This window comes from Pseudidiomarina woesei, assembly GCF_001418345.1.
GTDB classification, from domain to species: Bacteria; Pseudomonadota; Gammaproteobacteria; order Enterobacterales; family Alteromonadaceae; genus Pseudidiomarina; species Pseudidiomarina woesei.
The window spans coordinates 557,599-579,596 of the sequence record NZ_LIPW01000001.1 but is presented as its reverse complement, the minus strand read 5'-3'; the positions used below and the strand labels follow the sequence as shown (position 1 = coordinate 579,596).

The window sequence follows — 21,998 nt, the reverse complement described above, 5'->3', positions numbered from 1 at the left end:
CGTTTGTTATGTTATTTAACTTCTTTACCGGCAGCTTGCATGTCGGCATGGTATGAAGAACGAACTAAAGGCCCTGAAGCAATGTGCGTAAAGCCCATTTTTTCACCTTCTTCGCGGAACATGTCAAATTCTGCAGGCGTGACATAGCGTGTCACCGGAAGGTGATGACGACTCGGCTGTAAATATTGACCAATGGTTAACATGTCGACATTGTGAGCACGTAAGTCACGCATAACTTCCAAAATTTCTTCGTTAGTTTCGCCTAAGCCGACCATTAAGCCTGACTTAGTGCGTACATCTGGGCGTTCTTCTTTGTAACGTTTCAATAGGTCGAGTGACCACTGATAGTTTGCGCCAGGGCGAGCTGCTTTGTACATGCGAGGCACTGTTTCTAAGTTATGATTGAATACATCGGGTGCTTCGTCCGACAAAATGGCCAGAGCAACTTCCATGCGACCACGAAAATCTGGGACTAATACCTCAACTTGAATACCTGGACTTTGTGCACGAATTTCGCGAATGCAATCGGCAAAGTGTTGAGCACCGCCGTCACGTAAGTCATCGCGGTCAACCGAAGTAACAACTACGTATTTTACTTTCATGTCACGAATAGTTGCACCAAGCTTCACGGCTTCTTCGGGGTCAACTGGCAACGGACGGCCATGTGCGACATCACAGAACGGACAGCGACGCGTACAAATAGCACCTAAAATCATAAAGGTGGCCGTACCGTGGTTAAAGCATTCAGCTAGGTTCGGGCATGACGCTTCTTCACAAACCGAATGCAACCCGTGCTTACGCATAGCCTGCTTAATTTCGTCGATACGTTGGGTTGATGCTGGTAGTTTAACTTTCAGCCATTCTGGCTTACGCAGCATCTGGTCACGTTCAGTTGGGACAATCTTGACTGGAATTAACGCCATTTTGTCGGCGTCGCGTAGTTTAACTCCAGGTTCAACTCTAACTGGCTTGGACATAATCTTTTGCGAATCCTGTTTCTTCGGTCGTGTGTTCGTAACCCAATAATTTGGCAAATATTTGAGTTACCTGCTGTGCCGCTTCGTTGACGCTAGGCGGACCATTAAGATCGCTGCATTGCACCATTTGCATGCCGGCATAACCGCATGGATTGATGCGCAGAAATGGCGACAGATCCATATCGACATTCAAGGCTAAACCGTGAAACGAACAGCCTTTTCGGATACGTAAACCAAGCGAACAAAGTTTACTTCCGTTGACGTATACACCTGGTGCATCAGGGCGAGCTGCAGCTTCAACGCCATAGTCTGCCATCATTGCGACGATAGTGTCTTCAATGGCATTGACTAGTTGGCGTACGCCCATTTTTTGGCGGCGAATATCGAGCAGAAAGTATACCACGAGTTGGCCGGGGCCGTGGTAGGTGACTTGCCCACCGCGATCAACTTTTACGATAGGAATATCGCCTGGCGCAAGAATATGTTCTTCTTTGCCAGCTTGGCCTTGAGTAAATACCGGGTCATGTTCTAGCACCCATAGCTCATCGGTGGTGTGCTCATCACGGTTATCGGTAAAGTTTTGCATGGCCGCCCATACCGGTTCGTAAGGTTGGCGGCCAAGATGCCGAATGATCAACTTAGAGGACATAGCGAACTTCTTCGATGTCGGATAATGCCCGATACAAAGTTTCAATATGCGCTTGGCTGGTCACCTGAATTTGAATTGATACCGAGTGGTAATTGCCTTTACTACTTGGCTTCACGGTTGGTGAATAATCGCCAGGAGCGTGTTGTTGTGCAACAGCAACGACTGAGTCTGGCAATTCTGGGGTCGCTACACCCATAACTTTAAAGGTAAAGTGGCATGGGAACTCGACCAGTTCATCAAAGCGTGTTTTTTGCATGCTTTTACTCCTGAAAAAGGTCTCTAACGAGGCGCCTAACGGGTTCTCATGACAGTGTTGCATAAGAACCCGTGATCGAATGCCGACGATTATATCACAACTGTTATGTTAGGACTCGCTACTAAATTTTTGTTTTGCCCAGTCCATAAAGCGTTTGAAAACGCCGCCTTGTTCAACACTATTTAATGTGACTAATGGATAGCTGGCGATATCTTTACCGTCAAGCTGCAGGTAAACCGTACCAACTTGAGTACCCTTAGCGATTGGGGCTTCTAGAGTTTGGCTAAGTTCAAAATTCGCTTTTAAATTGCTACGCTGACCTTTTGGCAAGGTAATGACCACAGGTTCAGTCACGCCCAAGGCAACGGTGTCTTGTTCGCCACCCCAAATACGATGATCAACGAAGCTTTCACCGGCTTGATAGGCAGTCACGGTTTCATAATAGCGGAAGCCATAATTTAATAACTTCTTACTTTCAACTTTGCGTGCTTGCTCGCTTGATGTGCCCATAACGACAGCAATCAAACGCGTATCGCCTTCGGTTGCAGACGACACGAGGCTGTAACCCGCCTCTTCAGTGTGCCCGGTTTTAATGCCGTCAACATTCATGCTGCGATCCCACAGCAGTGAGTTACGGTTGTACTGTTTGATATTATTAAAGGTGAACGATTTTTCTGCATACAGTGCATATTCTTCAGGCACATCACGAATTAACGCCCGGGCTAAGGTTGCCATGTCACGCGGCGAACTATATTGGTCAGGATCTGGAAGACCATGGCTGTTGGCAAAACTAGAGTTACTCATACCAAGCTCAGCAGCATAGGTGTTCATTAGGTCTGCAAAAGCGCCTTCGCTACCAGCAATATGCTCAGCCATGGCAACACAGGCATCGTTACCTGAAGACACCACAATACCCATGTTCAAGTCAGCGACAGAAACCTCTTTGCCGACTTCAATAAACATTTTAGAAGACTCAGGGAAATTCTTTGCCCAAGCGTTTTCACTAATTGTGACCATGTCGCTGTTGCTAATGCGACCGGCTTGCATTTCACGGCCGATAATATAACTGGTCATCATTTTGGTCAGACTAGCAGGCGCTAACGCTTCGTCTTCATTGCCGGCAGTAATGACGTGACCGGTTTTGTAGTCGATTAAAATATAACCCTTGGCGTTAATGGTTGGTGCTGGTGGAACAATATTTGCCTGAGCAACTGCGGTAAAAGCGGCAGCGGAAAAGGCAATAGTGCGAACAAAAAGACTCAGTATACGACGCATGATACTTATTCTCTGGTTTGTATGTTTTAAGATACTGGTTTCAAGATAAAAGGTTGCTGAATATAGCATGAATGGCAGTGAATTAGCACTGCCTAGGGCACCGCGACCCGAAATGCGTCGGGATAACCTTGTCTGCGCAGCTGCTCCAACAACGAATTGGTTTGCGGCTCAGCAAACGGGCCCAAAACTAACTTGTATAGACCATCGTTTGGCTGAGTAGTTGCAGGAACTTGATATAAATTCTGTAATTTCTCGGCTTCCGCTTTTAATCGTTCAGGGTCACTGCCAGCGTGCACTTGAATAAAATATTGCTGGGTGGAGGAATCGGCTAGGGGAGGCGTGGTTGCTAACACCCCATTGGTTTCACTGGGCTGCAATGCTTCAACACGAACCTTGGCGGTGCCAGACTTCAACATATCAAGCTTGTAAGCTGCAACGTAAGATAAATCTATAATACGATTACCATGAAACGGACCGCGGTCGTTAACTCGCACCACAACACTCTTATTATTACTCAGGTTTGTTACCCGAACGTAAGTGGGTAACGGAAGAGTTTTGTGGGCCGCGCTCATGGCATACATGTCGTAAGTTTCGCCGTTTGAGGTTAAATGACCATGAAATTTTTCGCCATACCACGAAGCCACCCCTTCTTCGGAAAATTCACTGACGTTGTCGAGAATATGCCAGGTTTTACCGAATAATGAATAGGTGCGATTACCTTGCCGGCTTGGTGGTTCGAACGATGGCGTGGGTTCCACCAGTTCTTCGGGGCTAGGTAAGCGACTTGGAATAGAGTCGTGCTTTTGGCTGTAGCGAGAAGGCGGCGCACTCGAGCATGCAACGAGCAGCAGCACACTACTACAAAAAGCTATTAAGCGTGACGCGTTCATCATTGTTGAGACTGTTTTGCTTGTTGTAATTGCTGGCTAAATTGGTACACAGCCATGGCGTACAAAGGGCTGTGGTTATAGCGTGTAATGACATAGAAATTGGTGAAACCAAGCCAGTACTCATGGCCTTGTTCCAACTCAAAACTGAATACCTTGGCTTGATAATCTGAAGCGAGCTCGGTAGGCAGCTTTAAACCCATTTGTTGCAACTCGGCAATGCTTTGGTCCGGCTTGAGGCCTTTGCTGACAAATTTTTCAAAAGAGTCTTCTGTTCCCAGCTGTACGGCTACAGGCTGATTAGTTTTCCAACCGTGCTTTGCAAAATAATTAGCAACGCTGCCAATGGCGTCTACAGGATTATTGAGAAGGTCGCGCACGTTGTCACCATCAAAGTCGACGGCGTAATGTCGATATGATGAAGAAATAAATTGGCCATACCCCATTGCGCCTGCGTATGAGCCTTTAAGCTCAGTTGCCGGTAGCTTCTCTTCTTGGGTTAGCAGTAAATATTGTTCCAACTCTGAACGGAAAAATTTCGACCGCGGCGGGTAATGAAAACCCAATGTGTATAGAGCATCGAGCACTAGGTAGTTGCCCAAATAACCGCCATAAAAGGTTTCGACACCAATAATCGCCACAATAATTTCAGCCGGCACACCATAGTGCTGTTCCGCACGAGCTAAGGTGTCTTGGTGTTCATGCCAAAATTTTAAGCCAGCGGCTAAGCGCTTTTCGGTTAGAAAAATAGGGTAATACTGAAACCAAGGTTTGGCTTCCCATGGGCGAGCAATAGCTTCGAGTATGGCTTCGTTGCGCTGGGCTTGAGTTAAGAGTTCTTCAACCTGATCACGCGCAAAATTGTGTTTGGTGACCATTTGTTGCACAAACTGTTCGCGCTGATGTTGATAGTCATCAGTTTTGCTGGTTGTGGTCGCCTTGGCGGTATCAGCGAGAGTGCTCGATAACGCAAGCGTTGCTAGCAGTAAGCTACGAACAATGAATTGACCCGCCATAAACACTCCTAAGCGTTTGTTATTATTTTAATCGTGCATAACCAACCGTTTATTGGTTGCAATTGCCATCAGTAAACCAAATCCCGCTAACAATGTCACCATCGATGTGCCACCGTAACTTATCAGCGGCAAGGGTACACCAACCACCGGCAATAAGCCCGAAACCATGCCTATATTTACTAAAACATAAACAAAAAAAGTTAATGTAAGACTTCCGGCAAGCAGTTTTTGATAAATCTTCTGCGCCCGCATGGCAATAATCAATCCGCGAAAAATAATAAAACCATAAACAGCAAAAAGACCGATTACACCAACTAAGCCGAATTCTTCGCTAAATACGGAAAAAATAAAATCGGTATGCCGTTCTGGTAAAAATTCAAGTTGTGACTGGGTGCCTTGTAGCCATCCTTTACCTTCAACGCCCCCAGAACCAATAGCAATTTTGGACTGAATAATTTGGTAGCCGGCACCAAGCGGATCGCTTTCTGGATTCAAAAACGTCAACACCCGTTGGCGTTGATAGTCACGCATTAAAAACATCCACAAAATAGGGATGAATGCACCAATACTAATGGCAAAGAAACTAATTAATCGCCAGCTAATACCCGCTAAAAACAAGACAAAAATTCCTGAGCTGGCAATCAAAATAGAGGTGCCTAGGTCGGGTTGCTTGGCGATCATTAGGGTAGGAATCATGAGCAGAATAAAAGCAGCAGCTAGTCGGCGCTTAGTCGGAGGTAAACCCTGTTCGGCAATAAACCAAGCAACCGTCATTGGTACTGCTAGTTTCATGATTTCTGAAGGCTGAATAGTTGCAACGCCAATATTTAACCAACGCTGGGCGCCTTTGCTCGACTCACCAAATAATAAGACGCCCAACAACAACACCACACCTAGGGTAAACATTGGCAATGAAAATCGCTCTACTGTGGATAACGGAATTTGGGCAATAACGAGCATACCCAAAAAAGCGATGCCAATGCGAATTACTTGACGTTGGGTCATACCCCAGTCTTGGCCACTTGCAGAATATACGGTAAACGCGCTGATCACTGCCAGCACTAACAGGGCAACGAACAATTGCCCGTCAATATGGAAACGCTGTAACCAACGATTGTTATGCTCAGCGCTGCGCATATTTTTGTTCCTGTTCAAAGTAAAAGTCTAACAATTTACGTGCCATTGGCGCGGCTACACTTCCACCGCCGCCTAACGCATTTTCGACGGCAATAATCACCACAAGTTCCGGGTTATCAGCTGGTGCATAGCCAACATACATGGCGTTATCACGGTAACGCTCGGCAATGTCCTCGGCATTATATTCTTCTTCTTGACCTAGGCTACGAACCTGAGCGGTACCGGTTTTTCCACCGCTGGTATAGTTTGCCCCTTTAAAGGCTCTGTGTGCAGTGCCTTTTATAGAGCTTACGGTTAAGTCCATGGCGTTTTTGGCTACATTCCAATGCTTGTCGTTCTTCAACACAACGGGTTCTTTATTTTCAACGACAGCTGGCAATTTAACTTCACCTTCTTGAATGGCGGCTAATAGTCGCGGTACCGGGCGCTGCCCGCTATTAACCACGACCGCTGTACCAACCGCTAACTGAATGGGGGTTGTCGTCCAATAGCTCTGACCGATACCAATAGATACGGTTTCACCGGCATACCAAGGTTGATTAAAGCGCGCACGCTTCCAGCCGCGAGAAGGCATTACTGCAGCAGACTCTTCGGAAATATCAATGCCAGTTCGTTCACCAAAGCCATACTGAACCATGTGATCGTGAATTTTATCAATACCAAGTTTTAATGCGAGGTCGTAATAAAAAGTATCGCAGCTTTCGACAATGGCATCGGTTACATTCACCCAACCATGCCCCCAAGCCAGCCAATCGCGATAGCGGTGATCAACCCCTTCAATTTGAAACCAACCTGGGTCCCAAATTTTAGTATCTGGTCGGATAATACCTTCATCTAACCCAAGAATTGCTATTTGCGCTTTTACTGTAGAAGCCGGGGGATAACCGCCCTGAGTTGAGCGGTTTAAGAGCGGTGAATGCTTTGAATTGAGTAAACTTTGGTATTGTGCATAAGAAATACCTTGAGCAAACCAATTGGGGTCATAACTAGGCTTGCTGACCATGGCTCGAATGGCGCCATCGCGTGGGTCCATGAGTATAATTGAGCCGCGGTCGTCGCCGAGTAAATCATGGGCGTACTGTTGCAGTTCTATGTCAAGTTCTAAGTGTAAATCTTGACCGGGCACCGGTGGGTCAATAGATAAGGTTCGAATACTGCGCCCATGAATATCTACTTCAACTTGTTGAAACCCAATTGTGCCGTGTAATAGCTCTTCGTAATAGCGTTCAATGCCCAATTTCCCGATAACTCGAGTTGCTGCATAGTTAGCTGACTTTTCTTGCTCTCGAAGATTCGCGACGTCGCGGCTGTTTATTTTAGCCACATAGCCTAGCGCATGAGTAATTGCTTCACCGTAAGGATAATGACGTACTAAGCGTGCCTCAATACTTACCCCAGGAAACTCGTGTTGTCGCGCGGCAAATTGTGCTGCTTGCTGCTCGGTTAAGCGGTCGCGTAAAATAACCTGATTGAAGCGCCTTTCTCGGCGACGGTTTTCATGAAATTGCGCGATGTCGTCGTCAGTTAACTGAAGAATAGCTTGCAGCCGCGCTAGGGTTTGGTCTAAGTCGGCAACTTTCTCTGGGGTGACTTCGAGACTAAGTACTGGCCGGTTCTCGGCCAGTAAGCGGCCGCGGCGGTCATAAATCAAACCACGGTTTGGCGGCAATGGCACAACTTTAATGCGGTTGTCGTTGGAGCGAGTCTGCAGGCTTTGGTGCTCAATCACTTGTAACTGGTACATGTTGCTAAGCAGCACGCCAAACACAGCCACTACAATAATCAAACTGACAAAAACGCGACGTGCAAACAATGCCGCTTCAGCATGATGATCTCGAATAGTGACTCGTTTATGCTTCATTGGTGCTTAAAATTACTCGCGATGGTAGGGGTGGTTAGCGGTGACGCTCCAAGCCCGATATAAACTCTCTGCGATAATGACACGCACCATAGGGTGAGGCAAGGTTAGCGGTGATAAAGACCAGCGTTCTTCTGCAGCAGCAATACACTCAGGGGCTAAACCCTCAGGGCCACCCACCAGCAGACTGATATCACGCCCGTCCATCATCCAAGACTCTAAACGGTTCGCCAGTTGCGGTGTGGTCCAGGCTTTACCTGTTACTTCGAGTGTCACAATCCGATCGCCTTTACCTACTGCGGCAAGCATTGCTTCGCCTTCTTGCTTGAGTATGCGCGCAATATCAGCGTTTTTCCCACGCTTTCCTGCGGCCACTTCAATTAATTCCAGTTGGCAGTCATTTGGAAAACGTTTGGCGTAATTCTGGTAGCCAGTGCTGACCCAGTCGGGCATTTTTTGCCCGACAGCTATCAGCCGCAATCGCATTATTTACGACTCCAAAGCTTTTCGAGCTCATAGAAATCGCGAATGGACTCTTGCATGATGTGGACAATCACATCGCCTAAATCAACTAAAACCCACTCAGAATGCTCGTGGCCTTCAATACCGATTGGTGGAATACCCTGATGCTTCGCTTCGGTTGCCACATGGTTGGCAATACTGCGGACATGAGTTTTCGAGTTGCCCGAACAGATGATCATGTATTCGGCTACATCGGTTTGGTCTTGTACATCGAGTACTTTAATGTCACGACCTTTTAAATCTTCAATTTTATCAACGACGAAATCGCGTAATTGTTCAGCTTGCAAGAGATCAACGCTCCACTTAATAAAAAACCAAAAAAATAATGGCGCAGTTTAGCACGAAGCGAGGGTAAAAAGCAGCTAGCGATAGAGTTGATGTTCGTTAATATAGTCAGCAACTGAAGCTGGTAACCAATGCTGCCAAGGGGCACCGGTTTGAATAGCGTTACGAATGGCGGTGGCGGAAATATTGTGAGCGGGCGTCTGTGCTAAATAAACATGGCCCTGACGTTGTTCATGTAAGCTAGCAATTGATTGGGTTTCGACGCTGTCTAGCCACTGTTGCAGTTGCTCACTGTAATGACGCTGAGAATGTGGACGTTGCATTACGACGAAGTGTGCATGGTCAAGTAGATGCTGCCATTGAAACCACTTGGGTAACCCCGCAAAGGCATCTTCACCCAGCAAAAATAGCAGCGTATCATTGGGCCATCGCTGCGCTAGCTGCTGCAGTGTAAGTGCTGTATAAGACTTGCGAGGCTGAGCTAACTCCCAAGGCTCTGCCTCGCAGTGGGATAGTTCTTCCGCGGCTAAAGCGGCCATGGCTAAACGTTGTTGGGCTGTAGCTCCGGGATAATCTCGATGAGGGGGGTGGGCACTAGGCATTAGATGTAATATGTCAGCGCCAACTTGTTGCACAACATGAAGCGCTGGACGCAAATGGCCCCAATGAATAGGGTCAAAGGTGCCACCTAAAATTGCTCGTATCATGGCCGTATGCCCAATACCTGTTGAGGGCGGCAATATAAGGTAACTAAGTGGGTTACTAATGTTGGGTAATGCTCGCCACTGTCGCGTTTAAATGCAAATTCAATACGTGTCAATATCTCTGCCGCTTTACTTAATGCAGGCGCTGACATGCGCTGGCAGAATTGCCGATAGGCATTCTCTTGATTGCGCCAAACACCATTGCGACGACAGGCGTCACTAAAGTTCGTGGCTTGGTGTAAGTTGCTTAGAGTTTGCCATTCACGTTGTAACATCCAATTTAGAATAGCTGGCTCAACGTCTTCTTCAAATAACCTCGCCAGCCGGTGCAATGCGTTGTCGAGGTCGGCTTGAATAATGGCTTCTTGTAGTGCAAACACATTAAAACGACTTTGATCTTCTGCCGCAGATTGTATCGCTTCAGCGGTAATGGGTTGGCGGAGGTCAGATAACGCTAGTTTTTGTAGTTCTTGGTCTAACGCCAGAAGGTTCCCTTCAAACCAGTCTGCTAATAGTTGCGTCGCTGCAGTATCTAGCTGAATATGATGTCGTTGCGCGCGGCTTTGAACAAAGCGCGGCAGTGCTGCGCGATCTGGGCTATTCGCATTGACCAGCAAGCCTTGGCTTGTTAATTCTTTATACCATTTGGCTTTAAGTTGCTCTTGTTTGAGTTTTGGGCCAATAACGACCAAAATTTGGTCAGCGGCGGGAGCTTGTGCGTATTGCCGCAGAGCATCGCCGCCATCACGACCAGGTTTGCCCTCTGGCATTTCTAGCTCAACGAGCCGCACGCTTGAAAATAAGCTTAAGCTGGCGCTTTGATCAAACAATTGTTGCCAATCAAATTGAGCGTCTTGTAACCATCGCAACCGTTCATCAATGCCTTGTTGACGCGCGTGATGGCGAATGAGTTGCAGCGCATCATCAATCAACAGCGGGGTATCGCCGAAAACACATACAACAGGCGGCAAGCCTTGGCGTTCAAAGAAGCCGGGCAATTGTGCTGGAGTTACTTGCGCCGGTGAAGCTTGCATGTTGAGCCTTATTCTATCAATTGGGCAATGGTTTGACGCAATAGCTGGCGCGCAGCCTCATCACGCATTTCACGGACTAAAACCTCACGCTCGCGGGTCTTCGCAAGAGCAAAGTTGGGGTCATCTTGATAGTCACGATAAACCTCAACTTGCAGCTCTCGCGGTGCTTTGTCGGGCAATAGCAGCTGATAATTTACCGTATAGATAAGCTCGTATTCGGCAACTTGGCCCGACTGCGATAAAGATAAAGTACGCCGATTAAGTTGATCATTGATAACCATAACCACTAAACCAGCCTGCTCAGCAGCAACAATCTCAGCGCCGGCTAATTCGAAACGCTGCTTAAGAACGCTGCGAAACTCGCTAAACGCTGAGGCTTCAATAGCTACGTTATGCATGTTTGGCGGTAACTGATAACTATCGCGCAAGTGAAAGCCACACCCAACCAATGTGAGGGTGACTAACAGTATGACAAGATATTGCAGTAACTGACGCATCATAAGTAGCTAGGGTTCCATGTGAGTTTGGGACAATTTAGTTCGCCACAATGTTAAACAGCTTGCCCGGTACATAAATTTGCTTACGCACTGTTTTGCCGTCAATAAAACGCTGTACGTTGTCGTCGGCCATGGCAACAGCGGTAACTTGCTCTTGTGTTGCATCCGCCGGTACGGTGATTTTGCTGCGTACTTTGCCGTTTACTTGAACCACAACGAGAACCGAAGTTTCAACCAGCGCACTTTCGTCAAAGCTTGGCCACGGCGCAAAGTTAATGTCGCTGCTGTGGCCTAAGGCTTGCCACAGGGCTTCACTTAAATGCGGGGTAATAGGTGCTAACATACGCACGACAGCGTCAATGGCTTCAGCCATAATACCGCGATCAAGATCACTGTCTAACGGCGCTTTCTGCAAGCGGTTTAGTAATTCCATCACCGCAGCAATGGCCGTATTAAATTGTTGTCGACGGCCCATGTCGTCGGAGACTTTTTGAATGGTGCGATGTACTTCACGACGCAGCTCTTGCTGCGCTTCGCTGGCTTGCTGCCAAGCTTGGCTGCGTGGTTGTTCAGCAACCTCCACAAAATCACCAACCAAGCGCCATACGCGGCGTAAGAAACGCTGTGCACCTTCAACACCCGAGTCAGCCCACTCAAGCGTTGCTTCTGGCGGTGCTGCGAACATCATAAACAAACGCACGGTGTCGGCGCCGTATTTGTCGATCATAACCTGTGGGTCAATGCCATTGTTTTTTGACTTTGACATTTTGGTCATGCCGCCATGAGTAACTGGCTTACCGTCGCTGCGTAACGTCGCTTCAACAATGCGGCCTTTTTCGTCGCGGCGAATATCCACGTCAAGCGGTGAATACCAAGTAATTTTACCCGAGGCGTCTTCACGGAAGTAACTGTCAGCCAAAACCATGCCTTGGGTTAGCAAGCGTTTGAATGGCTCATCTGAACTCACTAAGCCGGTGTCGCGCAGTAATTTATGGAAAAAGCGTGCATAGAGCAGATGCAAAATTGCGTGTTCAATACCACCAATATATTGATCAACAGGCAGCCAATAGTTGGCTTGCTCTGGATTTAGCATGCCGTCATGAAAATTAGCGCTACAGTAGCGCGCGTAATACCACGACGACTCCATAAAGGTGTCGAAGGTGTCAGTTTCATGTTCGGCTGGTTGACCGTTATAGGTGGTTTTGCGCCAGTTTTCATCGGCTTTAATTGGCGACGTTGTACCGTCCATAACCACGTCTTCTGGCAGGCGCACTGGCAATTGGTCGGCTGGAACTGGAACGGACTCGCCATTCTCTAAGTTCAACATTGGAATGGGGGTGCCCCAATAACGTTGCCGCGAAACGCCCCAATCGCGTAGGCGATAGTTTACTTGGCGACGACCAATACCGCGTTGCTCAAGCTCATCAGCAATGGCATTAAATGCGTTATCGCTGCTTAAGCCGTTGTACTCACCTGAGTTAATGGTTGTGCCTTTGGTGGTAATAGCGCCTGCTGCAATATCTTCTTCGCCGCTAGCTGGGTCTATTACCACTTGAATAGGTAAGTTATAAGCGGTTGCAAATTCCCAGTCGCGCTGGTCGTGTGCTGGTACCGCCATAACGGCACCTGAGCCGTAATCCATTAAAACAAAGTTAGCAACCCACACAGGAATTTCTTCGCCGGTCATGGGGTGAACGGCGCGTACGCCAGTATCCATACCTTTTTTGTCGATGGTCGCCAAGTCGGCTTCAGCCATTTTGGTGTTTTTGATGGATTCAATAAACTGTGCCAACTCAGGATTACTTTGTGCGGCCTGTTGCGCTAATGGATGTTGTGCAGCTACCGCCATATAGGTGACACCATATAAGGTGTCTGGGCGGGTGGTGTATACCGTTAAGTGCTCAGCGCTGTTGACGATAGTGAAGTCAATTTCGACACCTTCAGAGCGACCAATCCAGTTGCGCTGCATGGTTTTAACTTGCTCTGGCCAACCGTCTAACTGGTCAAGATCGCTCAGTAATTCATCCGCATAGTCGGTGATTTTAATAAACCATTGCGGAATTTCTTTTTGTTCAACCAAAGCACCTGAACGCCAACCACGACCGTCGATAACTTGCTCATTGGCAAGTACGGTTTGGTCAATTGGGTCCCAATTGACAGTGGCGTTTTTCTTGTACACTAAGCCTTTTTCAAAAAGCTTGGTGAAAAACCATTGTTCCCAGCGGTAATATTCAGGGGTGCAGGTAGCAATTTCGCGCGACCAGTCATAACCAAAACCAAGTGATTTAAGCTGGTTACGCATGTAATCGATGTTTTGGTAAGTCCACTTTGCGGGGGCAGTTTTGTTTTGGATAGCCGCATTTTCTGCAGGCAAACCAAAGGCGTCCCAACCCATAGGTTGCAACACGTTTTTACCTTGCATGCGCTCAAACCGAGCAACCACATCACCTAACGTGTAGTTACGTACGTGGCCCATGTGTAGCTTGCCGCTTGGGTAAGGGAACATCGACAAACAATAAAATTTTTCTTTGTTTGGGTCTTCGTTAACTGTAAAAACCTGATCACGTTCCCAACGTTGTTGAACCGCCGGTTCTACAACGGACGGATCATACTGTTCCGCTATTTTTTCTGCCATTTGACTATCCGTATAACTGCTTAATTAAAAATTAAAGTGCGTACCACATCATTAACATGACAACCACGCCAAACAACCCGAAAAATGCGTATTCAAGGCGCTCGCGCTGTTGAGTGTCACGGTTTTCATGACGGTGGAAAACAAACATACCTAGGCTAGAAACGCCTAAAGTACCAGAGGCAACTAAGAGTGCGAATAATAGTGCAGCAATTACATTTTCCATGGTGTGTCTCCATGTGGTGACTAATAAAAGGGTTTGAATGTGGCTAGTTTACTGATTTTGCTTGCGCTTGACCACGCCGAAATTGGGGAAATATGACGCCAATCGCAGTAAAACTCCGATTAGTGCAATAAAGCCAGCAAATAACCATGCGCCAAGGCTGCCAATTTTGTGATAAAGCGTTTGCCCAGTAACCACGTTAACTTTCGTACTTAGTGCGGTAGCGGTAAATTGTGGCGCGCGGCCTAATTCGTTGCCGAAAGGATCAACCACCGCACTAATACCATTATTGGTGGCACGTAGCAGCGGGCGGCCAAGTTCAAGGGCGCGCATGCGGGCAATTTGCATGTGCTGGGCGGGGCCGTGAGAAGCACCAAACCAGGTGTCGTTACTCACGGTTAAAATATAGTCGGTGCTGGTTTGAACATTGTCACGCACTTGCTCTGGGAATGCGATTTCGTAGCAAATGGCGCCGGCCAGTTGAAAGCCATTGGCGCGCAAGTTTGCTTGCTGATAATCGCCTCGGCTGAACGAGCTCATAGGCAAGTCAAATAATGGCGCTAAGGGGCGCAATAAGTCTTCAAAGGGTACAAATTCGCCAATAGGTAGCAACTGGTGCTTTTGGTAACGATTGGTATGGCCATGAGCGTACGGCTCGATGATATTGTGCGGTGCGTCTTGGCCAAGCACGATCATGGTATTGAAGTACTCACGGTTTTGATAATCAATAATGCCGGTAATCAGTGTGGTGTCGGTGGCCACCAAGGCGTTGTGAATATTGGTTAGCACATCGTCAGTGTATGGCTCTGGCATGGTCACCGCAGACTCTGGCCAAACAATAATATCGTGGCTGTCGTAATGGGGGCGGCTTAAGTCCAGGTAGGTCATTAACGACTGCCAATGCTGATCGGGGTTCCACTTAATAGACTGCTCAATATTACCTTGTACCAGCAACACGCGAGCTTGTTCACCGGTGTTGTGAATGGGGCTCAGCCAAGGTAGCGCAAACGGCACAATAAGTAACACAAACGCCATGAGGCCAAAGCGCTTCTGTCGCCGTTGAGCCCACATAACCAAGCAAATAGCGATGGCCCATAGCACCGTAGTAATACCGCTGCCACCAAGCCATGGGGCATAGTTGCCCAACCAGCTGTCAGTTTGTGTGTAACCTAATTCAAGCCACGGGAAGCCGGTAAACAACCAACCGCGAAGGCTTTCGGCAATGAGCCAAGTGAGCGGTAACATTGCGATGGCCGCCGACCCAAGCCAACGTTCGGTGAACTTCCATAGGTACAGCGCAAGGGCAGGAAACAGTGATAAATATAGAAAGAGTGCGGCTAGTACGCCAACTGAAGCTGGCACAGGTAGGCCGCCAAACTGGTCGATACTGACGTAAATCCAGCTTAAGCCGGCACTAAACCAACCGAGGCCAAAGTAGTAGCCAATACGCCATGCACCGCTTGGGCTGGCATGGCGAGTTAGCCACAGTAACCCGACCAACACAGGCAGAACTAACCATACCTGTTGAAACGGTGCGTAACTAAAAATTAGGCTGCCACCTAGCAATAACGCAGCGAGTCGGGTCTTGTTGTTCATTTAGTCGGCGTCTACAGCGTTGCCGGTATCCGCAATGGTTACCTGAAGTTGCTGAATGCGGCGTTTATCAGCGCCGGTGACTTTAAAGAGTAGACCACCTAAGGTAAGTTCTTCGCCTATTTGCGGCAAGTGCCCAAAGCCGTGGGCAACCATGCCACCAATGGTGTCGTATTCTTCGTCACCAAAGTTGGTGTTGAAGTAGTCGTTAAAGTCTTCGATGGTGGTCAGGGCTTTGACCGAATACCTTGATTTATTTATACGTCGGATATCGGCTTTGTTGTCTTCGTTGTAGTCCGTTTCGTCTTCAATTTCGCCGACAATTTCTTCCAAAATATCTTCAATGGTGACCAAACCGGACACTCCGCCGTATTCGTCCACCACAATGGCCATATGGTAGCGCTGCGAGCGAAACTCTTTTAGCAACACGTCAACACGTTTACTTTCAGGCACAATAACGGCCGGGCGAATAACATTGGCCAACGAGAACTCGTTATCGGTCATGCCAAAGCCATAGGCTAGAAGGTCTTTGGCTAACAAAATACCTTCAATATGGTCTTTGTTTTCACTAACGACAGGGTAGCGGCTGTGCTGGGCATCAATAACCAGCGGCAAAAACGACTCAACGCTTTGGTTTATATCAATAGTGACCATTTGTGAACGGGGCACCATAATATCGCGTACTTTTAACTCGGCAACGTCAAGCACACCTTCGATCATTTCTTTGGTGTCGTTGTCGATAAGATCGCGCTCTTCGGCGTCTTGAATTAAATCAACTAACTCTTCGCGGCTGTTCGGTTCTCCGGTGAACATTTGCAACAGTTTGGTTGCCCATGTTTTACGCGCAGAACCGTTGGTAGAGTGTGGATTATCATCGCTCATGTGCTGTTTTTGCTCCATTTAATGCTGGCTATCAGCGAAATCATCAGCATAAGGGTCAGCGTACCCTAGTGCCGCAAGAATAGTTGTTTCGAGCTGTTCCATGTGCTCGGCTTCGTCGTCTTCTATATGGTCATAACCTAGCAAATGCAAGGTGCCGTGTACAACCATATGCGCCCAATGGGCTTGAAGTTGTTTACCTTGTTTGTCGGCTTCATCGGCAACAACTGCTGCACAAATAACTAAGTCACCTAATAAATTCACCGGCAGCGGCACTGGCGACTCAAATGGGAACGACAACACATTGGTGGCATAGTCTTTGCCACGGTATTGTTGATTTAACTCGAGACCCTCTTCAGGGTCAACAATACGAATGGTTAATTCTGCTTCTTGTTGGTGATTCACATGCAACAAGGCAGCTTCAACCCAGCTTTCGAACGATGCCTCTGAGGGCAAGTTGTCTGCATTGCAGGCAACTTGCAAGTCTACGCTAACGTTACTCATGATTTTTCGTCAAAGGCCTCGTAAGCTTGCACAATACGTTGCACAACAGGGTGGCGCACGACATCACTGGCTTGAAAGAAGGTAAAACTGACATCGTCTACGTCTCTGAGTACTTCTATGACATGACGTAAGCCAGACTTTTGACCGCGCGGTAAATCAACTTGGGTAATATCACCGGTGATAACAGCGCGTGAATTGAAGCCAATTCGGGTGAGGAACATTTTCATTTGTTCAGCAGTGGTATTTTGGCTTTCGTCCAAAATAATAAAAGCGTCGTTGAGCGTACGGCCGCGCATGTAGGCAAGCGGTGCCACTTCAATAACGTTACGTTCAATCAGCTTCTCAACTTTTTCAAAGCCGAGCATCTCAAACAACGCGTCATAAAGAGGGCGCAAATAAGGGTCTACTTTCTGGGCCAAATCACCAGGCAAAAAGCCAAGTTTTTCACCGGCTTCAACGGCGGGGCGGGTGAGCAATATTCGGCGTATTTCTTGACGTTCTAAGGCATCTACCGCGCAGGCGACAGCTAAATAGGTTTTACCCGTACCAGCTGGGCCTACCCCAAAATTGACATCGTTGGTAAGAATAGCGCGCACATATTCGGCCTGATTATGGTTACGCGGCTTAATTAAACCGCGTTTGGTTTTAATGTGCGTCATTTTCTCAGCTGCTGGGTCATTGTCTGGCGTTTGCTCAAGAACTTTCGCTTGCTGTACAGCTAAATGAACCATTTGCGGAGTCACTTTGCCTGCTTCGCCTTTAACGGTCGCCGTTTCTACATACAAATCGCGCAGAATCTTCACCCCAGCCTGCGCAGTGTGGCTTGGGCCGATAATGCGAAACTCGTTATTGCGATAACTAATTTCTATACCTAAACGGCGTTCGATATGCTTTAAATTTTCGTCTAACGCGCCGCAAAGATCTGCAATGCGGCGGTTGTCGGCTGGTTCTAAATTAAAGTCTAAAGTGCTAACAGACTGACTCAAAGTTACCTCGTTGTGTTAATTTGCTTGGGGCGGTACAAAGGTTGCCACGCCAAGTTCATCAGGTTGTGTACGCGCTTGGCGCGCCAAAATGGTTTGCGGCGCCGTGTCAACGCGTAAGCCCATGTCTGACTCTACACGAAGTACATCGCCACGAAGTGAGTTGACGAACACGTCGGTGATTTTCACGTCAACAAACTTACCGATCATATCGGGGCTACCGACAAAGTTTACAACCCGGTTATTTTCAGTACGGCCACTAAGTTCCATTGGGTCTTTCTTTGAAGGGCCGGTTACCAAAATACGTTGCTCGGTACCTAACATACGGCGTGCATGTGCATGCGCTTGTTGGTTTAAGCGCGCTTGCAGCAATTGCAGGCGTTGTTTCTTGGTTTCTTCGCTAACGTCGTCGGGCAAATCAGCCGCCGGCGTGCCTGGGCGAGCACTGTAAATAAAGCTAAAGCTCATGTCATAATCAACCGCTTGAATTAAGTCCATGGTCGCTTCAAAGTCCGCATCTGTTTCGCCAGGGAAGCCGATAATAAAATCAGAACTCATGGCAATATCAGGGCGTATTTTTTTCAGTTTGCGAATTTGTGACTTATACTCCAGCGCCGTATGGCCGCGCTTCATAAGCGTCAAAATACGATCGGAACCGCTTTGTACCGGCAGGTGCAAGTGGCTAACAAGCTCAGGAATTGTCGCGTAAGCTTCAATAATATCGTCAGTAAACTCCACCGGGTGCGAGGTGGTGTAACGAATGCGATCAATACCGTCAATGGCTGCAACCAAGTGCAATAGCTCGGCGAAACGACAAATGCTGCCGTCGTGGTGCTCACCGCGGAATGCGTTGACGTTTTGCCCCAGCAAGTTCACTTCGCGCACGCCTTGCTCAGCCAATTGCGCTATTTCAAATAATACATCGTCAACTGGACGGCTTACTTCTTCACCGCGGGTGTAGGGCACGACGCAGAAAGTACAGTATTTGCTACAGCCTTCCATGATTGACACAAACGCTGAAGGGCCTTCAGCTTTTGGTTCTGGCAGACGGTCGAATTTCTCGATTTCTGGAAACGAAATATCAACCATTGGCGTATGATGCGTTTGCACTTGCTTGACCATTTCTGGCAAGCGATGCAGAGTCTGCGGGCCAAATACGATATCCACGTATGGCGCACGCTCGCGAATATGGTCGCCTTCTTGCGAAGCAACACAGCCGCCGACACCAATCACTAAGTCTGGATTTTTGTCTTTTAAAGTTTTCCAACGGCCGAGCTGATGAAACACTTTTTCTTGGGCTTTTTCACGAATTGAACAGGTGTTCAGCAAAATTAAATCTGCTTCTTCAGGCTCAGCTGCGACGTCATAGCCATGGGTTGCTTTGAGTAGGTCAGCCATTTTTGCTGAATCATACTCGTTCATCTGACAACCCCAGGTTTTAATAAATAACTTCTTACTCATAAATCTTCGCGCTCACTTGCTCAAATGTGAATGTATGCACTGCCTATAAAAGGCTGCTATTTTAGCCTGAACCACGCTTAACTGCCAACTTTGCCGCCAGTTACTGCTTTACGGCGGGTACGAATAGCTAAATAGCCCGCCACGGTAATAATTCCGGCCCCTAAAATCATGCTTAAGGTAATGGGTTCTTGCCAAAACCAATAGCCCATTAAAGCTGCAAAAATTACCGAACTGTAGGTAAATACCCCCACGCGCGCGGCTGGCGCTAACGAAAAAGCTTTCGTCATTCCTAATTGCCCGGCAACCGCTAAGCCGCCCATCGCCAAAATCGCCAACCAATGCTCGTTGGCAATCGATTCGCCTCGCCATAGTAGCGGAATTGCTGAAAGCACCGTGGCAAGGGTGGAAAAATAGAACACAATTTTACTGGATGATTCGGTAGCTGACATCTGTCGGATCAAGGTTTTAGTAAATGCGGCTAAACAAGCTGCAGCAAAAGCGACCAACACAATGGGTGATAGGGTGGTTTGCGCCGGGTTTAAAAATACGAACACGCCGATAAAACCGATAAAAATTGCAATCCAAGTTTGCGTTAAAACACGCTCTTTAAGCCAAATGCGGCCAATAATTGGAATAATAAATGGCGATAACAGCAACACTAATGTGGCCTGAGCCAACGGCAGGTTGGCTATGGCATAAAAAAACAAATACATGGCAGCTAAGCCGGCTAAGCCGCGGGTTAAATGAAAACGCCAGGCTTTAGTTTTGAAGGCACTTGGCCCCTTACGCCATAACCAAGGCAGCAATACCACAAACGCCATTAAATTACGGAAAAACACCAATTGTTCCGAGGGTAAATCAGTGCTCAAATACTTGACTAAGGCACTAACGCCGGCAAAACAAAGTTCAGCTCCCAAAACTAAGGCTGAAGCAATAACCACTGTGCGCTGCGGGGTGTCCATATGGTCCTTAATAAAAAGGGTATGAAATGAACCGTTATCTTATCACGATCACCTTGCTGACGTTGAGCAATGTTTTTATGACGTTTGCTTGGTACGCACACTTAAAAAACATGGCTGATAAACCTTGGATTATCGCTGCTTTTGCCAGTTGGGGAATTGCGTTGGTGGAATATCTATTGCAAGTACCAGCTAACCGAATAGGTTACGAGGTAATGAACTTAGGGCAATTAAAGATTCTACAAGAGGTGATTACCTTGTCGGTATTTGTGCCTTTTGCCCTGTTTTACATGAAAGAAAAATTAACTTGGGATTATTTATGGGCTGGGCTGTGTATTTGTGGCGCAGTATTTTTTATTATGCGAAGTAAGTTAACTGGATAAGTTAGGCCCTGAAATGAATGTAGTTGTAATTGGCGGTGGCATGGTGGGTGCAGCCGTAGCATTGGCTCTAGCAAAACACAAGCATCGGGTTACCGTTATTGAAGCGGCGCCTGAAGTGATCAGCGAAGGTGACTGGGATTTGCGGATCTCTTCAGTGCACCTGCGTAACGTGCAGTGGCTAAAACAACTCGGCGTATGGCAACACATTCGCAATGAGCGAGTATTTGACTACACCGACCTAGCCGTGCAAAGCCGCGATGGCCAACGCGTTAACTTCTCCGCGGCTGAAATTAACGAACAAAGCTTAGGGGCAATGGTTGAAAACAACGCGCTGCAACAAGCTTTGTGGCAGCAATTACGTGCTAATAAGGTCACAGTTTTATGCGAAACCAAGGTCGAACAGTTTAATTTGCCGGCGCAAACTGTCACCTTCAGCAACGGCGAAAGTTTAGCATACGACCTTCTCATTGGTGCTGATGGTGCGCATTCTCAAGTGGCAAAAGCAGCGGGCATCGGTATTCGCGGTTGGGATTATGACATGCGGTGCTTATTAGCTATTGCGAATGTGGAAAACGAGCTGCCCAGCGCAACCTGGGAAGTGTTTCGCGACAAAGGGCCATATGCGTTGTTGCCACTAAGCCGTCATGAAGCTTGTTTAATAGACTACCGCAGCGAGCAAGAGTGGCAACAACTATGCGCGCAGCCAGAACAAGTGCACCATGAATTGACCGCGACTTTTACGCCCCATATTGGCCCCCATAACGTACTGCGCTTTGCGAGCTTTCCATTACGCCGACAACGTGCATTAAGCTACCATGCCCATCACTCGGTGGTACTCATTGGTGACGCTGCTCACAGCATTCATCCGTTAGCGGGCCAGGGTGTGAATTTAGGTTTTGCAGATGTGCAAGAACTGGCATTGCAGCTCAGTGAACAGCCGTTAAGTGCTGCGCTGCCGGCCTATGAACGAGCAAGAGTGCGTGAAAATCAGCAAATGATGCGCGCAATGGATGCGATTCATGTGGGCTTTCGTTCGGAACATTTGTTGCCGCGAGGCATTGTTGCGGCAGGGTTAGCTGTGGTTGATAAGTTTGCTCCGCTGAAGAGCGCCTTAATACGCAAAGCCACTGGCTTCTAAAAACAAAAGCGATATTAGCTATTAGATATTGGATATCAGAGTGGCAAGCGATATTGGGCACAAAAAAAGCGCTAGTGGATTTTCGCTAATATCTGATAGCTAATATCCAATAGCGCTCTTGCTGTTGTTTGCGGTTCACCATCGAG

Annotated in this window: 23 protein-coding genes; 2 read left to right on the top strand and 21 right to left on the bottom strand. The window is 47.7% G+C overall.

Annotation, left to right across the window (positions count from 1 at the left end; translation table 11 throughout):
- Window positions 1–11: 11 nt before the first annotated feature.
- The 21 genes from lipA to ASC40_RS02855 all read right to left on the bottom strand — a co-directional run bounded on the left by lipA (window position 12) and on the right by ASC40_RS02855 (window position 20,334).
- Window positions 12–977 carry a lipoyl synthase gene (gene lipA, locus ASC40_RS02955; protein ID WP_055438266.1) on the bottom strand — a complete coding sequence of 322 codons (966 nt, stop codon included), beginning with the start codon at window positions 975–977 and terminating at the stop codon, window positions 12–14.
- Window positions 961–1,626: a lipoyl(octanoyl) transferase LipB gene (gene lipB, locus ASC40_RS02950; protein ID WP_055438265.1), complete on the bottom strand. Its 666-nt coding sequence runs from the start codon at window positions 1,624–1,626 to the stop codon at window positions 961–963. Before lipB ends, lipA begins: the two co-directional genes overlap by 17 nt.
- Window positions 1,616–1,882, bottom strand: coding sequence for a DUF493 family protein YbeD (ybeD, locus tag ASC40_RS02945; protein ID WP_055438264.1), 267 nt, complete (start codon window positions 1,880–1,882; stop codon window positions 1,616–1,618). The genes lipB and ybeD overlap by 11 nt, the downstream gene beginning before the upstream one ends.
- 108 nt (window positions 1,883–1,990) lie before the next feature.
- The gene (locus ASC40_RS02940) at window positions 1,991–3,157 is read right to left on the bottom strand and encodes a D-alanyl-D-alanine carboxypeptidase family protein (protein ID WP_055438263.1); all 1,167 of its coding nucleotides are present in this window, start codon (window positions 3,155–3,157) and stop codon (window positions 1,991–1,993) included.
- A gap of 92 nt (window positions 3,158–3,249) precedes the next feature.
- Window positions 3,250–4,050 carry a septal ring lytic transglycosylase RlpA family protein gene (locus ASC40_RS02935; RefSeq protein ID WP_245622163.1) on the bottom strand — a complete coding sequence of 267 codons (801 nt, stop codon included), beginning with the start codon at window positions 4,048–4,050 and terminating at the stop codon, window positions 3,250–3,252.
- On the bottom strand, window positions 4,047–5,060 hold the full coding sequence (gene mltB / locus ASC40_RS02930; RefSeq protein ID WP_055438262.1) for a lytic murein transglycosylase B: 1,014 nt from the start codon (window positions 5,058–5,060) through the stop codon (window positions 4,047–4,049). The genes ASC40_RS02935 and mltB overlap by 4 nt, the downstream gene beginning before the upstream one ends.
- Before the next feature lie 27 nt (window positions 5,061–5,087).
- A complete protein-coding gene (gene rodA / locus ASC40_RS02925; RefSeq protein ID WP_055438261.1) occupies window positions 5,088–6,197 on the bottom strand; it encodes a rod shape-determining protein RodA in 1,110 nt (369 codons plus the stop codon).
- On the bottom strand, window positions 6,184–8,058 hold the full coding sequence (gene mrdA / locus ASC40_RS02920; protein ID WP_055438260.1) for a penicillin-binding protein 2: 1,875 nt from the start codon (window positions 8,056–8,058) through the stop codon (window positions 6,184–6,186). The genes rodA and mrdA overlap by 14 nt, the downstream gene beginning before the upstream one ends.
- A gap of 12 nt (window positions 8,059–8,070) precedes the next feature.
- Window positions 8,071–8,541 (bottom strand): 23S rRNA (pseudouridine(1915)-N(3))-methyltransferase RlmH, encoded by a 471-nt coding sequence (rlmH, locus tag ASC40_RS02915; protein WP_055438259.1) that lies wholly within the window; start codon window positions 8,539–8,541, stop codon window positions 8,071–8,073.
- Window positions 8,541–8,864, bottom strand: coding sequence for a ribosome silencing factor (gene rsfS / locus ASC40_RS02910; RefSeq protein ID WP_055438258.1), 324 nt, complete (start codon window positions 8,862–8,864; stop codon window positions 8,541–8,543). Before rsfS ends, rlmH begins: the two co-directional genes overlap by 1 nt.
- A 75-nt stretch (window positions 8,865–8,939) precedes the next feature.
- Window positions 8,940–9,569 (bottom strand): nicotinate-nucleotide adenylyltransferase, encoded by a 630-nt coding sequence (gene nadD / locus ASC40_RS02905; protein ID WP_055438257.1) that lies wholly within the window; start codon window positions 9,567–9,569, stop codon window positions 8,940–8,942.
- On the bottom strand, window positions 9,566–10,600 hold the full coding sequence (holA, locus tag ASC40_RS02900) for a DNA polymerase III subunit delta (protein ID WP_055438256.1): 1,035 nt from the start codon (window positions 10,598–10,600) through the stop codon (window positions 9,566–9,568). The genes nadD and holA overlap by 4 nt, the downstream gene beginning before the upstream one ends.
- A gap of 8 nt (window positions 10,601–10,608) precedes the next feature.
- Window positions 10,609–11,100 carry an LPS-assembly lipoprotein LptE gene (locus ASC40_RS02895; protein ID WP_072243354.1) on the bottom strand — a complete coding sequence of 164 codons (492 nt, stop codon included), beginning with the start codon at window positions 11,098–11,100 and terminating at the stop codon, window positions 10,609–10,611.
- Between the two features lie 34 nt (window positions 11,101–11,134).
- On the bottom strand, window positions 11,135–13,720 hold the full coding sequence (leuS, locus tag ASC40_RS02890; RefSeq protein ID WP_211256857.1) for a leucine--tRNA ligase: 2,586 nt from the start codon (window positions 13,718–13,720) through the stop codon (window positions 11,135–11,137).
- 43 nt (window positions 13,721–13,763) lie between these two features.
- Window positions 13,764–13,955: a hypothetical protein gene (locus tag ASC40_RS02885; protein WP_055438254.1), complete on the bottom strand. Its 192-nt coding sequence runs from the start codon at window positions 13,953–13,955 to the stop codon at window positions 13,764–13,766.
- A gap of 48 nt (window positions 13,956–14,003) precedes the next feature.
- Window positions 14,004–15,548, bottom strand: a complete 1,545-nt coding sequence (gene lnt / locus ASC40_RS02880; RefSeq protein ID WP_055438253.1) for an apolipoprotein N-acyltransferase — start codon at window positions 15,546–15,548, stop codon at window positions 14,004–14,006.
- Window positions 15,549–16,427 (bottom strand): CNNM family magnesium/cobalt transport protein CorC, encoded by an 879-nt coding sequence (corC, locus tag ASC40_RS02875; protein WP_055438526.1) that lies wholly within the window; start codon window positions 16,425–16,427, stop codon window positions 15,549–15,551.
- 18 nt (window positions 16,428–16,445) lie between these two features.
- Window positions 16,446–16,928: an rRNA maturation RNase YbeY gene (gene ybeY, locus ASC40_RS02870; RefSeq protein ID WP_055438252.1), complete on the bottom strand. Its 483-nt coding sequence runs from the start codon at window positions 16,926–16,928 to the stop codon at window positions 16,446–16,448.
- Window positions 16,925–17,914, bottom strand: coding sequence for a PhoH family protein (locus ASC40_RS02865; protein ID WP_055438251.1), 990 nt, complete (start codon window positions 17,912–17,914; stop codon window positions 16,925–16,927). The genes ybeY and ASC40_RS02865 overlap by 4 nt, the downstream gene beginning before the upstream one ends.
- Before the next feature lie 15 nt (window positions 17,915–17,929).
- Window positions 17,930–19,372, bottom strand: coding sequence for a tRNA (N6-isopentenyl adenosine(37)-C2)-methylthiotransferase MiaB (gene miaB / locus ASC40_RS02860; RefSeq protein ID WP_055438250.1), 1,443 nt, complete (start codon window positions 19,370–19,372; stop codon window positions 17,930–17,932).
- A 77-nt stretch (window positions 19,373–19,449) separates the two neighbouring features.
- Complete coding sequence (locus ASC40_RS02855; protein WP_055438249.1) at window positions 19,450–20,334, bottom strand: DMT family transporter; 885 nt, start codon at window positions 20,332–20,334, stop codon at window positions 19,450–19,452.
- A 26-nt stretch (window positions 20,335–20,360) separates the two neighbouring features.
- Between ASC40_RS02855 and ASC40_RS02850 the strand changes: the two genes are divergently transcribed.
- Both ASC40_RS02850 and ASC40_RS02845 read left to right on the top strand, forming a co-directional pair.
- The gene (locus tag ASC40_RS02850; RefSeq protein ID WP_055438248.1) at window positions 20,361–20,714 is read left to right on the top strand and encodes a DMT family protein; all 354 of its coding nucleotides are present in this window, start codon (window positions 20,361–20,363) and stop codon (window positions 20,712–20,714) included.
- A 13-nt stretch (window positions 20,715–20,727) separates the two neighbouring features.
- Window positions 20,728–21,852 (top strand): FAD-dependent oxidoreductase, encoded by a 1,125-nt coding sequence (locus ASC40_RS02845; RefSeq protein ID WP_055438247.1) that lies wholly within the window; start codon window positions 20,728–20,730, stop codon window positions 21,850–21,852.
- Window positions 21,853–21,998 lie beyond the last annotated feature (146 nt).

Bases quoted from the DNA above. Each gene is read 5' to 3' on its own strand.
- miaB (WP_055438250.1), bottom strand. From the start codon at position 19,372: ATGAGTAAGAAGTTATTTATTAAAACCTGGGGTTGTCAGATGAACGAG.
- mltB (WP_055438262.1), bottom strand. From the start codon at position 5,060: ATGGCGGGTCAATTCATTGTTCGTAGCTTACTGCTAGCAACGCTTGCG.
- rlmH (WP_055438259.1), bottom strand. From the start codon at position 8,541: ATGCGATTGCGGCTGATAGCTGTCGGGCAAAAAATGCCCGACTGGGTC.
- ASC40_RS02885 (WP_055438254.1), bottom strand. From the start codon at position 13,955: ATGGAAAATGTAATTGCTGCACTATTATTCGCACTCTTAGTTGCCTCT.
- rodA (WP_055438261.1), bottom strand. From the start codon at position 6,197: ATGCGCAGCGCTGAGCATAACAATCGTTGGTTACAGCGTTTCCATATT.
- lipA (WP_055438266.1), bottom strand. From the start codon at position 977: ATGTCCAAGCCAGTTAGAGTTGAACCTGGAGTTAAACTACGCGACGCC.
- nadD (WP_055438257.1), bottom strand. From the start codon at position 9,569: ATGATACGAGCAATTTTAGGTGGCACCTTTGACCCTATTCATTGGGGC.
- ASC40_RS02940 (WP_055438263.1), bottom strand. From the start codon at position 3,157: ATGCGTCGTATACTGAGTCTTTTTGTTCGCACTATTGCCTTTTCCGCT.
- ASC40_RS02850 (WP_055438248.1), top strand. From the start codon at position 20,361: ATGAACCGTTATCTTATCACGATCACCTTGCTGACGTTGAGCAATGTT.
- corC (WP_055438526.1), bottom strand. From the start codon at position 16,427: ATGAGCGATGATAATCCACACTCTACCAACGGTTCTGCGCGTAAAACA.
- ybeD (WP_055438264.1), bottom strand. From the start codon at position 1,882: ATGCAAAAAACACGCTTTGATGAACTGGTCGAGTTCCCATGCCACTTT.
- mrdA (WP_055438260.1), bottom strand. From the start codon at position 8,058: ATGAAGCATAAACGAGTCACTATTCGAGATCATCATGCTGAAGCGGCA.
- ASC40_RS02845 (WP_055438247.1), top strand. From the start codon at position 20,728: ATGAATGTAGTTGTAATTGGCGGTGGCATGGTGGGTGCAGCCGTAGCA.
- lnt (WP_055438253.1), bottom strand. From the start codon at position 15,548: ATGAACAACAAGACCCGACTCGCTGCGTTATTGCTAGGTGGCAGCCTA.
- lipB (WP_055438265.1), bottom strand. From the start codon at position 1,626: ATGTCCTCTAAGTTGATCATTCGGCATCTTGGCCGCCAACCTTACGAA.
- ybeY (WP_055438252.1), bottom strand. From the start codon at position 16,928: ATGAGTAACGTTAGCGTAGACTTGCAAGTTGCCTGCAATGCAGACAAC.
- ASC40_RS02895 (WP_072243354.1), bottom strand. From the start codon at position 11,100: ATGATGCGTCAGTTACTGCAATATCTTGTCATACTGTTAGTCACCCTC.
- ASC40_RS02855 (WP_055438249.1), bottom strand. From the start codon at position 20,334: ATGGACACCCCGCAGCGCACAGTGGTTATTGCTTCAGCCTTAGTTTTG.
- holA (WP_055438256.1), bottom strand. From the start codon at position 10,600: ATGCAAGCTTCACCGGCGCAAGTAACTCCAGCACAATTGCCCGGCTTC.
- ASC40_RS02935 (WP_245622163.1), bottom strand. From the start codon at position 4,050: ATGATGAACGCGTCACGCTTAATAGCTTTTTGTAGTAGTGTGCTGCTG.